Below are 11,733 nucleotides of genomic sequence, written 5' to 3' on the forward strand. Positions count from 1 at the left end.
CCCGCGCGTGTCAGCGCCGGTCCTCGGGCACCGCGAAGGATTCCAGCCCGAAACCACGGAAGGCGCGGATCATCTTCTCGTACTGGAACCGGTTGTAGGCCAACGGCTGCAGCAGCAGGCGGTCGGGCAAGACCGGTCCGCAGACGAGCGGGGCAGGAGGGCTGGGCGAATGACCGATGCCGAGAAGCGCTGGTCCGACGACGGGAGTTTCCGCCGGGTGGGCCCCGGAACCCGGCCGCCACTCAGGCTGTGGTGCGCCGCTTCGGCAGTTTCCAGCCCGGCCGGGGGAAATGGCAGGTGTAGCCGTTGGGGAAATGCTGCAGATAATCCTGGTGCTCGGGCTCGGCCTCCCAGAACTCGGCCGCCGGCGACACCTCGGTGACCACCTTGCCCGGCCACAGCCCGGAATCCTCGACATCGACGATGGTCTCGAGGGCGACCCGCTTCTGGTCCTCGTCGAGATAGAAGATCTCGGAACGGTAGCTGGTGCCGATATCGTTGCCCTGCCGATCCTTGGTGGTCGGATCGTGGATCTGGAAGAAGAACTCCAGCAGGGCCCGGTAGTCGGTCTGCGCCGGGTCGTAGACGATCTCCACCGCCTCGGCGTGCCCGGGATGGTTGCGGTAGGTCGGGTGGTCGTTGCGCCCGCCGGTGTAGCCGACGCGGGTACCGAGCACCCCCGGCTGTTTGCGGATCAGCTCCTGCATACCCCAGAAGCACCCGCCGGCCAGGATCGCCTTACGCGTTTCCGTCACGCTTCCTCCTTCGTCCCCCTCATTATCGGCCCCGGGTACAACGCCCGGGACCACCCGGAAAATCCCCTGGCGCGACCGCGGTCATACCCGTTGCGCGGTGACCAGCAGATACTCCCATTCCATCCGGCCGTTTCCGAGATCGAATCCGGCGGCGAGGTCGGTGAGTTCCCGGTCCAGTTGCCGGGCGCGTTCCGGTTCCGCTGCCAGCGCGCGGTAGACGGCGATGGTGGGGCCGTAGTTGGTCTTGAAGAATTCCCGGAACGCGTCGGCGTCGGGGAAGCAGTCCACCACGGCGTGCTCGCGACGCATCTCCAGCCCGGTGACCCGATCACCCAGCAGTTCGGTGACGTGTTCCTCGGCCCCCCACAGCGGCGGCGGTTGCGCCCCTTCCGGTGGCGGCGGCGCGAACGGTTTCATGGTGGCGAACATCCGTCCGATGAATCCGGTGGGCGTCCAGTTCACCATCCCGATCGAGCCACCGTCCCGGGTCACCCGGAGGAGTTCACCGGCGGCGGCCCGGTGGAACGGCGCGAACATGATTCCCACGCAGGAGAGCACCACATCGAATTCGCCGTCGGAATAGGGCAGCGCCTCCGCGTCGGCCTGCTCCCAGCGCAGGCTCACCCCGGCGGCCGCGGCGTTGCGGCGCCCTGCTTCGAACAGTTCGGGCGTCAGATCACTGGCCACCACCTCGGCGCCGGTGGCCGCGGCAGGTATCGCCGCGTTCCCCGACCCGGCCGCGATATCCAGGACTTTCTTTCCCGGCCCGAGGGGGCAGGCCCGCACGAGGCGGCTGCCCAGTTCCGGTATCACATCCGCGGCCACCCGTGGGTAGTCACCCGCCGCCCAGAGCGCTCTGTGCTTGGTCTTCAGATCACTGGAAAGGGACTGCGTCATCGTCTGCTCCTCGTGGAACTCGCATATCACGGCATATCGCGCGCCCTCCGGATCACCAACTCTCGCGGCCGCGTGGTCTTCGTCGAATCGCCCGGTCGCTCCCGGCCGGACCGTCCCAATTGTCTGCCTCCCCGAGGTCGCGCCGCAATCCCGGCCGGCTCGGTCGCCGCGGCCGCGAACCCGTCTTCCGGCCACCGCGCAGCCATGACGTGGATGGGACATTTGCGGGTAAATCGGCTGAGCCCCAACGAAATATGCGCATCGGTCGCGTATCGTTCCACTTCGGCGCCGGGAGCCGGCCGATCCGCGCACAGGCTTTCGGCACACAGTGCGACACAGTATGGAGCTTTTTTGACGACGCGACAGTTCGACGCCCCCGCCTCCCGCCCGGTCCACGGTTCCCCGCTCGCCGACGGCGGCCCGCGGATCCCGCTGTACGCGCCGGAGTTCGCCGAGAACCCGCATCGCGTATACCAGCAGATGCGCCGCAGGCACCGGTCGATGGTGCCGGTCGATCTGGCTCCCGGGGTGCCGGCGACACTGGTGATCGAGCATTCGGTCGCGGTACGCATCCTCAACGATCACGAGCATTTTCCCGCTGATCCGCGCACCTGGCAGAAGGACATGCCGGCCGACTGCCCGGTGCTGCCGATCATGGAGTGGCGTCCGGTGTCGGCCCGTAGCGTCGGAAACGCCTTCCGGCGCTACCGGTCGGCGAATGTGGCGGCGCTCGCCGATGTGGACCTGCACGGGCTGCGCACGGCGGTGGAGCGCCTGGCTACCCCGCTGATCAACGCCTTCTGTGAGTCCGGCCGGGCCGATCTGCTCATGCAGTACGCGTTTCCGTTGACTTTCGAGGTCTGCAATACGCTGCTGGGTTGTCCGCCGGAGATCGGGCAGCGAGTCTCCGCGGGTATGGCGGCGATGTTCGAAGGTGTCGATGCCGGCGAGGGCAATCGCATGATCAACGCCGCCCTCGCCGAACTGGTCGCCCACAAACGCTCGAACCCCGGCGACGATGTCACCACCCGGCTGCTCCGGCACGAGGCGCAGCTCGACGACGAGGAGATGGTGCACCAGCTGGCGGGCCAGTACGGCGCGGTGATCGAACTCCAGCAGAATCTCATCGCCAACACCCTGCTGCTGATTCTCACCGAAGACCGTTTCGGCGGCAGTGTGCTGGGCGGCAGCCTGTCCACCCTCGACGCGCTGGACGAGGTGCTGTTCGACAATCCGCCGATGGCGAACTTCCTCATCACCTATCCGCGGCAGCCGATCCTCATCGACGACGTCTGGCTACCGGCCCATCAGCCGGTGGTGATCAGTATCGCGGCCTGTAATCACGACCCCGCCATCCGCGCCCAGGACCAGCGCGGTAACCGCTCGCATCTGTCCTGGGGCCTGGGCCAGCGCAGCTGCCCCGCGCAGACCCCGGCCTATCTGGTGGCCCAGGAGGCGATCGACCAGTTGCTCGATGCCCTGCCGGAGATGGAACTGGACCTCCCCGACGGCCCCGACTGGCGTCCGGGCCCGTTCCACCGTTCGCTGACCGCGCTGCCGGTGACGTTCCCGCCCGCACCCCCGTTCCCCAGCTGACGGCAGCGGGTCGTCAATCGAGGTATCCGTTCGGGCAGTCGGTTCCGGTGATGTCATCGGTGGTCCGCACGATCATTGCCGGTTCCTCCTTCGCTCGTCGCGGGGACGGCCGTGGGCACTGTGCGCAGGAAGTGCAGGAGTTCGCCGGTGGCCCGCCGGGCTTCGGGGATGTTCTTCATGATCCAGTTATGAATCATCCCGGGATATTCGTGCAGTTCCACCGGGACCCCCGCCGCGGCACCGAGTTCGGCGACCCGCCGGGCGTCGGGCAGCAGGATATCGCGGTGGCCGATGAAAACGATGACCGGCGCGAGGCCGGTGAGATCGGCGAACGCGGGGCTGATGTGCGGGTCGTCGAGGGCGCGCTCGCCCGCATACCAGCGGCCGGCCTGCTTCAGTCCGGAGACGCCGAGTTCCGGGTCGCGGTCGTCGATGGCGAGCGACATCGGGTCGTCGGTGGCCAGATCGATCCACGGCGAGAACAGCGCCAGGGCCCGCGGCTGCGGCCGGCCGCTTTCGTACAGGTGACGGGCAAGGGTGAGGGCGAGGGTACCGCCGGCCGAATCACCGAAGACGATGCGATCCTCCGGTGCGGTATCGCGGGTGACCAGCTCGTAGGAGTCCTCGATCATCGGGACGATCGCCCGGTGGTCGCACTCGGGCGCCAGCGGGTACATCGGCAGGCTGTAGGTGCAACCGGTGTGCTCGACGATCCGGGCCGCGAACCGCCAATGGTGCGGTTCGGTCGATTCGACGAAGCCGCCGCCGTGCATATGGAAGATATGCCACGGCGAGCCGGGCCCGCCCCGCGGCGCGATCGTGAAGACGGGATGGCCGTGGACCTCCCGGCGCGTCACATCGTATTTCGCGGTGATCCGCCGCGGCGGCCGGGAACGCTTCTGGACCTGGTGCCTGGGCAGGCCGGCGCGCATGGCCTCCGGGTCGGCGTAGAAGCGCTTGCTGTGCCGTAACCGCATCCGCGCGATCAGCGCCCGCGCTCGTAACGACGTCATGGTGTGCTCCCCAGCGCTCGGCCCGCCGTCCGGATCAGCCGGCCGGCGCCGGGATGGGTACCCGAGTCGGGCATGGTCGTCCTCCCGTCTCCTCGCTGACCGAGGCCGGCGGATGATCGCTGGTTCGGGAGCGAGCCGCCACCGACCCCGTTCGGTCGGCATTACCGATGCAGTGACGACTAAACAGGGTCGGCCGGTAGCGCGACGGCCCGACGGCGTTCCGGTCGGCTCGAGATCGCCCGTTTACCGGTGTTACGCCTGCGGGGATATCGGCGTACGGTCAGGCCATGGAGAGGCTCGGAACCGGTGTCCCATGGCTGAATTCGAAGAGGTCCCGCCCCGGATCGACGCCGACCCGGAATCCATGGAGCGTGGCCTGGGCCCCCTGGGCACCCTGCTCCCCCGGGAGTGACCGTCCGCGCCCCGGGACACCGACGGCCACCCCGTAGCGATCAGGGTGGCGGCGGGTCCGGCGGCTGGTGCGATCGCCGCCCGCTGAATACATCACGCACCTTGTCGGCGACGGCGCCGACCAGTCCCGCCGATTTCTGGGCGCCGGAGGTCGACGGGGTGGTCGGGTGCGGCCGGGTCGGAGCGGTTTTCTTGGCCGCGGCCATCCTGTTTCCCAATTCTTCCAGCTCCGCCGGCGGCTGCGCGCGGCCGAACGCGGGCCACACCTGGTTCTGTTCGAACTCGATATGTTCGCGGATCGCCCCGATGAACTCGGTGAGGGCCTCCTCGAAATCCCGGGACCCCACCTTCGAGTCCTCGATCCGTTGCAGCAGGTGTTTGCCCGCGTCCTCCTGGTCGAGGGCACGGTCGGCGAGTTCGTCGCCGTCGGGCAAGACCCGGCGCACCGCCGGCCAGAAGAACTGTTCCTCCACCGCCTCATGCTGGGAGGCGGCGATGACCAGGCTGGTCGCCAGATGAGCGCGGTTCTGCAATTCGGCTTCGCTGAAACCGCGGCCGCGTTCCAGCGATTCGACCATGCCGAGCACGCTTTCGTGATCGGCACGGAGAAAAGTCAAGGCATCCATGATCGTCTCCGTTACCCGGGTCAGGCGGGCTTGTGCTCTTCGTGGGTGAACGGCTTGGTCCCCATCACCGCGGGACTGCCCTCCGGATTGGAATTCGCGCCCTGGTTCTCCCGATGAGTGCTACCGAGCCAATCGCCGACCGGATCGGCGACGTACTGCCATTCCACGCCCTCCGGCCACGGCCCCTGACCTTCGTTCCACGGGCCGCGCGCACTGGCGTCGCCGTTGGACATGTTGAAGGCCACGTTCTGGAAACGGTCGTCGCCCGGGAGCGCACCGGGCGGGAAGTTGACCGGCAGTTCGTTGAGCGCCGCGGTGAACTGCTGGAAATGCGCGACCTCGCGCGACATCAGGAACGACAAGGTGTCCTGCACGCCCGGATCGTCGGTGAACTGCTTCAGATATTCGTACACGATCTTGGCGCGCGATTCGGCGGCGAGATTACTGCGCAGGTCCACCGACGGCTCGCCGTTGGAATTGACGTACGCGCCGCTCCACGGGACCCCGGCCGAGTTGCCGACGTCGGGTCCGCCACCGCGCAGGGCGAGGAACAGCGGATCGGTGGCGACCTGGTGAATGGCCTGTTCCTTACCGTCGGCCGAGGCGATCACCGGCATCCAGTCGCAATGCTCGTTGGCCTGCTTCAGATCGTCGTTGAGGCCGTCGAGCAGCATGGTGATCATATTGCCGACGATTTCGAGGTGGCTGAATTCCTCGGTCGCGATATCCATGAACAGGTCGTACATCTTCGGATGTTTGCGGCGGAGCACGAACGCCTGGCTGAAGTACTGCATGGCGGCCTTGAGCTCACCGTTGGCGCCACCGAACTGCTCCTGCAGCAGTGTGGCGAACCGGGGATCCGGGCGCTCCACCCGTACCTCGAATTGCAGATCCTTGTTGTGCACGAACATGGGTCTCCTTCGGTGGTGGGAGGGAGTCGAGCACTGGTATCCGCCGCGCCTACCCCTGCTCGTCCGGCCCAAACCAGGCCGCCGCCGGCCGTTACACCACCGCCCGGACCTGCCGTAGTACGAACCCGGGGTCGCCGATCCGGATCAGGCGCGATACGGGCCGCGGGGAAGCCGATCGCGTGGTACCGACCGCGGTGTCGCGGCTGCTCTCACGGACCGAACCTCCAGATGAGTCGGTATTGCAAATATGAATCGCACGCTTCAGAATCGTAATGAACGCATTTCCCCGTTGCCCGCCCGCGCCGATCCGGTTCATCGTCCACGAAGGAGACAGTCGCCGTGCCGACCCATATTGTGACCAACCAGGTCCCCCCGCTGGTCGATTACGATGCCGCCGAGGTGCCCGTCGTTCTCGAGGCATTGGAACGCGGCGGCGCCACACATGCCCTGGACGAACTGCACGAGATCGGCCGGCTGGCCGGGAGCGCGCACGCGCAGGAACTCGGCGACCTCGCCGAGGAACACCAGCCGGTGCTGCACACCCACGACCGGTACGGCCACCGCATCGACGAGGTCCGCTACGACCCCAGCTATCACGAGCTCATGCGGCACGCCGTCCGGTTCGGCCTGCACGCCGCACCCTGGGCCGATACCCGGCCCGCCCCGCATCTGGTGCGGGCGGCGAAGACGAGCGTGTGGTCGCAGGTCGACGCCGGGCACGGCTGCCCGATCTCGATGACCTACGCCGTGGTGCCGGCCCTGCGGGCCAACCCAGAACTGGCCGCCCGGTACGAGCCGCTGCTCACCAGCCGCGAATACGACCCCGTCCTGCGCCCGCTCGCCGGCAAGCCCGGGCTGATCGCCGGTATGTCGATGACCGAGAAACAGGGCGGCTCCGATGTGCGCGCCAACACCACCACCGCGGTACCGCAGCCGGACGGCACCTACCGGATCACCGGGCACAAATGGTTCACCTCCGCGCCGATGTCGGATTTCTTCCTCGCACTGGCACAGGCACCGGGCGGGCTGTCCTGCTTCTTCGTGCCCCGGGTCCTGCCCGACGGCACTCGTAACCCGTTCCACCTGCAGCGGCTGAAGAACAAACTCGGCAACCACTCCAACGCCAGCAGTGAGGTCGAATACGACGACACCGTCGGCTGGCTGGTCGGCGACGAAGGCCGCGGCGTGCCGACGATCATCGAAATGGTCAACTTGACCCGGCTCGACTGCACCCTCGCCTCGGCCACCGGAATGCGCACCGGAACGATCATGGCGATCCACCACGCCCTGCACCGCCGCGCGTTCGGCGCGAACCTCGTCGATCAGCCGCTCATGCGCAATGTGCTGGCCGATCTGGCCATCGAGGCCGAGGGTGCGACCACGGTCGCGCTGTGGCTGGCCGAGCTCACCGACCGCGCCACCGCGGGCGACGAGGCCGCCGATCTGCTGCGCCGTATCAGCCTCGCGGTGAGCAAGTACTACGTGTGCAAACGCGGACCCGTCCACGCCGCCGAGGCGCTGGAATGCCTGGGCGGCAACGGCTATGTCGAGGATTCCCGGATGCCGCGGCTGTACCGGGAGGCGCCGCTGATGTCGGTCTGGGAGGGCTCGGGCAATGTCGCCGCGCTGGATGTCCTGCGCGCGCTGGCCAAACAGCCGGCCACCCTGGGGGCTTTCCTGGACGAGGTCAAACAGGCCGCCGGTGCCGATGCCGCGCTCGATACCGCCATCGGCCGGCTGGAAGCCGAATTCACCGATCTCGACACCCTGCCGCACCGCGCCCGCCGTATCGTCGGCGATATGGCCCTGGTACTCCAGGGTTCACTGCTGGTGCGCTACGGGCATTCCGCTGTCGCCGAAGGTTTCACCCGCACCCGCCTCGGCCGCGACCGCGGCGATGTCTTCGGCACCCTGCCCACCGGCCTGGACACCGGCGCCATCATCGAACGCCTGACTCCGAAACTCGGCTGACCGCCTCGGCGTCGCCGGAAGTCATTGCGACGGCAGCGGTTTCGCTTCGACGGAATTCATGGCGAAATCCTGGAACTCGGTGACAAAGGCTGCGTAGCGGGCGCGGATGAGCTGCCCCGGCCAGTCCGCCGGGAGCAGTTCCGGGGGGAGCACCGGATCGTCGAGGAGGTGGCGTACGGTCGCCGCGGCCACGGCGAAGCGGGCTCCCATGCTCTCGGCGGCGTCGAGGGCCGCGAGTAGTTCGCGGGCGCGGTGGGCCCAGCGGTCCGGGGTGAACAGGCGTTCCGCCAGCGCGAGCGCGGGTTCCTCCGGTCGTCCGGTGAACAGGCTCACCCGCTGCCGGGCCGGTTCCGGCAGATCGGGGGCGAGATTGTCCGGGCGGCACCAGACGCCTTCGCGTAATTCACCGAAGCGGGCCAGCCGCAGCGTTTCGCGGAACGCGGCGCGGTCGGTGGAATCGGCCGCGCCGACGGTGACGATCGCCAGGATCCACTCGCCGCGCCAGGTGCGCGAATCCGGCGAGATCGCCGCGTCCTGGCGGCGCTGGCGTTCGGCGAGCCGCTCCGCGAGCCGGTAGGTGGCGTCGGCGTCACGTTCGAGATCGCCCGCGGCGACCATCCGGGTGAGCGCGGCGCGCACCGCCGACTCCTGCAACCCGAGCCCGGTCCCGACCCGTACGATCCAGCCGGCCGGAGCCTGCGCCGGGTGCGAACCGAGCAGCACGCTCAGAATCGCCGACCGCGCGGTGAGCGCCCGGACCCGGGCGGGAGAGCCAGACATGGGCCGATCGTATCGACCGTGCGCCGGACCGGTGGGGCGCGACCACCGGTCCGCAAGCGACCGGCGACGAGCCCCCGCCACCCACCGCCCCCTGATCACGCGCTGCCGTCCAGGTACACCGCCGCGGCTCGCCGTCCGGTGCGATCCGGGATCCCACCAGGCGCGTCTGGACAGCTGTCTGGACGTCTGATTGCGGGCTGCTGTAGCGTTTCCCCGGATCGGCTCCGTGCGCGGATACAGCCGGTCGCCGGAGTACAGAAAGGGCGTGATGCCAGCTATGCCGAACACCGAGGGACCCCTACAGGGACAGGTGGCCATGGTCACCGGTGCCGCTCGCGGACAGGGTCGAGCGCACGCCCTGCGCCTGGCCCGCGAGGGTGCCGACATCATCGCGATCGATATCTGCGCGCCCGTCTCCGAGACCGTCACCTACCCGGCGCCCACGCCCGCCGATCTGGACGAGACCGCGAAAGCGATCTCCGATATCGGCCGGCAGGTCCTCGCCCGCCAGGTCGATATCCGCGACCTGGCGGCGCTGCAGCAGGTGGTGGCCGACGGCGTAGCGCTGTTCGGCCGGTTGGACATCCTCGTGGCCAACGCCGGGGTGCTGAGCTGGGCCCGGCTCTTCGAGATGACCGAGGAACAGTTCGACACGGTGGTCGGGGTCAATCTGAACGGTACCTGGCGCACGATCCGCGCCGCGGTTCCGGCGATGATCGAGGCCGGTAACGGTGGTTCGATCATCATCGTCAGTTCGTCGGCGGGGCTGAAGGCCACCCCGGGCAACGGTCATTACTCGGCGTCGAAACACGGACTCGTAGGGCTCACCAATTCGCTGGCGCTGGAGGTCGGCGAATACGGTATCCGGGTGAACTCGATCCACCCGTACTCGGTGGACACCCCCATGATCCAGCCCGAGGCCATGGCGACCCTCTTCGGTGAGCATCCCGCGTTCCTGCACAGCTTCCCGCCGGTCCCCTATCAGCCGGCCGGCGGGCACGGTGACGGCCGCAACGGTTTCATGTCGCCCGGCCAGGTCTCCGATATCGTCGCCTGGCTGGCGGGCCCGGCCTCGGCGACCAGCAGTGGTAACCAGATCGCCGTCGATGCCGGGGCGCTGAAATACTGAGCGGAGTACCCGCCACTCGAACGGTGAAGTGCCGTCGCCCGGCCACTGGGCGGGGCGACGGTGCTCGGCACCGAGCGGGCTACAGCCGCTCGGGTACCACGCACTCCGGCCGGGGGACTCGCGCCGACATCATCCGTGCGTGAGAAGGCGCGTGGTACTGCGCCGGAACGCCCAGATGACGACCAAGGCCGCGAGTACCGTCAGCGGTGTGCCCATCGCGATCTTCGCGACGGCCAGCCAGGTCGTGGAATCGGCGAGATACAGCCACTCCTTCACCACGAAGCGGGCCCCGAAAACGATCGCCGCGGCCAGGGTGGCGATATCGTGCGCCCGCAGCACCGCCGGATCGGCGCGCCAGGGGTGCCGGTTGCCGTGCAGCAGGTTCCACACCACCCCGGTCAGCGGTCGGCGGGCCAGCACCGAGGCGAAGGTGACGACGAACCCGGCCAGCGCGGCCCAGATCCCGATCACGAAGAAATCCTTCGCGGAGCCGGTCCACAGGACGATGCCCACCGCGACGGCCAGACCCAGCAGCCCGCCGATCGCCGCGGCGAAACGTTCACCGCGCAGCAGCCGGAACACCGTGAGCGCCACCGCGACCGCGATCGAGACACCGATCGTCGCCGGTAGCGACACCACCGCGTTCGCGGCCACGAAGACGACGACCGGAACGGTCGAGTACACGAACCCCAGCGGGCCGCCGAGCTGGTCGAGCACGGTCGCCCCGGCCGGAGCGGCCGCGCCGGGTTCCGCGGCGCCCGGTGCGGCAGGGACCGGTACCTCGCCCGGTAGGGCGGCGACGGGTTCGGCGGGCCGGCCGGTCTCGCACGGATTCTTCCGGTCGATCATGGTTTCCGTCCTTCCGACGGTGACGATGCGTGCTCGGCAACCAGGAGAACCTGTGCCGTAACGGCATGGTCAAGTGAACACCGGTGCGGCACCGGCGGACCTGGGCACCGCGCACTGTCCGGCCGGGGACGGAGGCGCGGTCCCAGCGCACGACCGGCCGGGCGATCGGCCTCCCCGCCGGCGGGCTGCCGCGCTCAGTTCTCCAGGTAGGCGACGAGGGCGCCGATCAGGCCGTCGAGCGCGTCGTCGAGATCGCCGTAGGTACCCAGCGTGCGCTCCGAGGTGATACCGCGCATGGCGGCGGGAATCAGGGCGGCCACCTGCCGGATCTTCACCGGATCCACGCCGAGATCGGCGAAGGCGCGTTCACAGGCCTTGTCCCAGTTGGGTTTCCAGGAGGCCAGCTCGGCCGCGGTGCGCGGGTAATCGCGTTCGAGCTCGGAATGGTCGCGGGGTAGTGCGGCGCGCAGAGTTTCGATCGCCAGGGATTCCGGGCGGCGCAGGCCTTTCGCCATGGCGTGGATCAGCGCGGTGACCCGGTCGCGCAGTGTTCCGTCGGGCGCGAGCCCGGCCGGGAGGTCGCCGCGTTTGTCGGCGGTATGGCGCAGCACCGCGGCCCACAGTCCGTCGATATCGCCGAACTGGTACTTGATCACGCCCCAGGTCGCGCCGATATCGCGGGCGATGCGGTTGCCCGAGACCGCGGCGGGGTCGCCGGTGGCCAGCGAGGTGATGGCGGCCTCGAGCATGCTCTCGCGGGACGCGATCCCGCGTCTGTTCGCGCGCCGAGGGCCT

11 protein-coding genes are annotated in these 11,733 nt (G+C 68.7%); 3 read left to right on the top strand and 8 right to left on the bottom strand.

Going from position 1 to position 11,733, the window contains the following annotated elements:
• Positions 1–242: 242 nt before the first annotated feature.
• Together msrA and QH276_RS29700 are read right to left on the bottom strand one after the other, a co-directional pair.
• On the bottom strand, positions 243–707 hold the full coding sequence (msrA, locus tag QH276_RS29695; RefSeq protein ID WP_432278811.1) for a peptide-methionine (S)-S-oxide reductase MsrA: 465 nt from the start codon (positions 705–707) through the stop codon (positions 243–245).
• A gap of 129 nt (positions 708–836) precedes the next feature.
• Entirely contained in the window at positions 837–1,652 is an 816-nt protein-coding gene (locus QH276_RS29700; RefSeq protein ID WP_280397777.1) for a class I SAM-dependent methyltransferase, read from the bottom strand.
• A 351-nt stretch (positions 1,653–2,003) separates the two neighbouring features.
• On the opposite strand from QH276_RS29700, the gene QH276_RS29705 reads away from it, so the two are divergent.
• Complete coding sequence (locus QH276_RS29705; RefSeq protein ID WP_280397776.1) at positions 2,004–3,248, top strand: cytochrome P450; 1,245 nt, start codon at positions 2,004–2,006, stop codon at positions 3,246–3,248.
• A 53-nt stretch (positions 3,249–3,301) separates the two neighbouring features.
• Here the strand turns inward: QH276_RS29705 and QH276_RS29710 are convergent, their stop codons facing one another.
• The 3 genes from QH276_RS29710 to QH276_RS29720 all read right to left on the bottom strand — a co-directional run bounded on the left by QH276_RS29710 (position 3,302) and on the right by QH276_RS29720 (position 6,209).
• Positions 3,302–4,261 (bottom strand): alpha/beta hydrolase fold domain-containing protein, encoded by a 960-nt coding sequence (locus tag QH276_RS29710; protein ID WP_280397775.1) that lies wholly within the window; start codon positions 4,259–4,261, stop codon positions 3,302–3,304.
• A gap of 452 nt (positions 4,262–4,713) precedes the next feature.
• Positions 4,714–5,298 carry a hemerythrin domain-containing protein gene (locus tag QH276_RS29715; protein ID WP_280397774.1) on the bottom strand — a complete coding sequence of 195 codons (585 nt, stop codon included), beginning with the start codon at positions 5,296–5,298 and terminating at the stop codon, positions 4,714–4,716.
• Between the two features lie 20 nt (positions 5,299–5,318).
• A complete protein-coding gene (locus QH276_RS29720; protein ID WP_280397773.1) occupies positions 5,319–6,209 on the bottom strand; it encodes a manganese catalase family protein in 891 nt (296 codons plus the stop codon).
• A gap of 339 nt (positions 6,210–6,548) precedes the next feature.
• Between QH276_RS29720 and QH276_RS29725 the strand changes: the two genes are divergently transcribed.
• A complete protein-coding gene (locus QH276_RS29725; RefSeq protein ID WP_280397772.1) occupies positions 6,549–8,180 on the top strand; it encodes an acyl-CoA dehydrogenase family protein in 1,632 nt (543 codons plus the stop codon).
• A gap of 21 nt (positions 8,181–8,201) precedes the next feature.
• On the opposite strand, the gene QH276_RS29730 is transcribed toward QH276_RS29725, so the two are convergent.
• Positions 8,202–8,960, bottom strand: a complete 759-nt coding sequence (locus QH276_RS29730) for a PaaX family transcriptional regulator C-terminal domain-containing protein (protein ID WP_280397771.1) — start codon at positions 8,958–8,960, stop codon at positions 8,202–8,204.
• A gap of 277 nt (positions 8,961–9,237) precedes the next feature.
• Between QH276_RS29730 and QH276_RS29735 the strand changes: the two genes are divergently transcribed.
• A complete protein-coding gene (locus tag QH276_RS29735; protein WP_280397782.1) occupies positions 9,238–10,089 on the top strand; it encodes a mycofactocin-coupled SDR family oxidoreductase in 852 nt (283 codons plus the stop codon).
• A 129-nt stretch (positions 10,090–10,218) separates the two neighbouring features.
• Here QH276_RS29735 and QH276_RS29740 read toward each other — a convergent pair whose 3' ends face one another.
• Both QH276_RS29740 and QH276_RS29745 read right to left on the bottom strand, forming a co-directional pair.
• On the bottom strand, positions 10,219–10,938 hold the full coding sequence (locus QH276_RS29740) for a DUF3159 domain-containing protein (protein WP_280397770.1): 720 nt from the start codon (positions 10,936–10,938) through the stop codon (positions 10,219–10,221).
• A 194-nt stretch (positions 10,939–11,132) separates the two neighbouring features.
• Entirely contained in the window at positions 11,133–11,687 is a 555-nt protein-coding gene (locus tag QH276_RS29745) for a TetR/AcrR family transcriptional regulator (RefSeq protein WP_280397781.1), read from the bottom strand.
• Positions 11,688–11,733 lie beyond the last annotated feature (46 nt).

Source organism: Nocardia carnea (assembly GCF_029869215.1).
Taxonomy (GTDB): Bacteria; Actinomycetota; Actinomycetes; order Mycobacteriales; family Mycobacteriaceae; genus Nocardia; species Nocardia carnea_B.

What these genes read in the sequence shown, in the direction of transcription:
- msrA (WP_432278811.1), bottom strand. Translation starts at nt 707, where the DNA reads ATGCAGGAGCTGATCCGCAAACAGCCGGGGGTGCTCGGTACCCGCGTC.
- QH276_RS29700 (WP_280397777.1), bottom strand. Translation starts at nt 1,652, where the DNA reads ATGACGCAGTCCCTTTCCAGTGATCTGAAGACCAAGCACAGAGCGCTC.
- QH276_RS29710 (WP_280397775.1), bottom strand. Translation starts at nt 4,261, where the DNA reads ATGACGTCGTTACGAGCGCGGGCGCTGATCGCGCGGATGCGGTTACGG.
- QH276_RS29715 (WP_280397774.1), bottom strand. Translation starts at nt 5,298, where the DNA reads ATGGATGCCTTGACTTTTCTCCGTGCCGATCACGAAAGCGTGCTCGGC.
- QH276_RS29720 (WP_280397773.1), bottom strand. Translation starts at nt 6,209, where the DNA reads ATGTTCGTGCACAACAAGGATCTGCAATTCGAGGTACGGGTGGAGCGC.
- QH276_RS29730 (WP_280397771.1), bottom strand. Translation starts at nt 8,960, where the DNA reads ATGTCTGGCTCTCCCGCCCGGGTCCGGGCGCTCACCGCGCGGTCGGCG.
- QH276_RS29735 (WP_280397782.1), top strand. Translation starts at nt 9,238, where the DNA reads ATGCCGAACACCGAGGGACCCCTACAGGGACAGGTGGCCATGGTCACC.
- QH276_RS29740 (WP_280397770.1), bottom strand. Translation starts at nt 10,938, where the DNA reads ATGATCGACCGGAAGAATCCGTGCGAGACCGGCCGGCCCGCCGAACCC.
- QH276_RS29745 (WP_280397781.1), bottom strand. Translation starts at nt 11,687, where the DNA reads ATGCTCGAGGCCGCCATCACCTCGCTGGCCACCGGCGACCCCGCCGCG.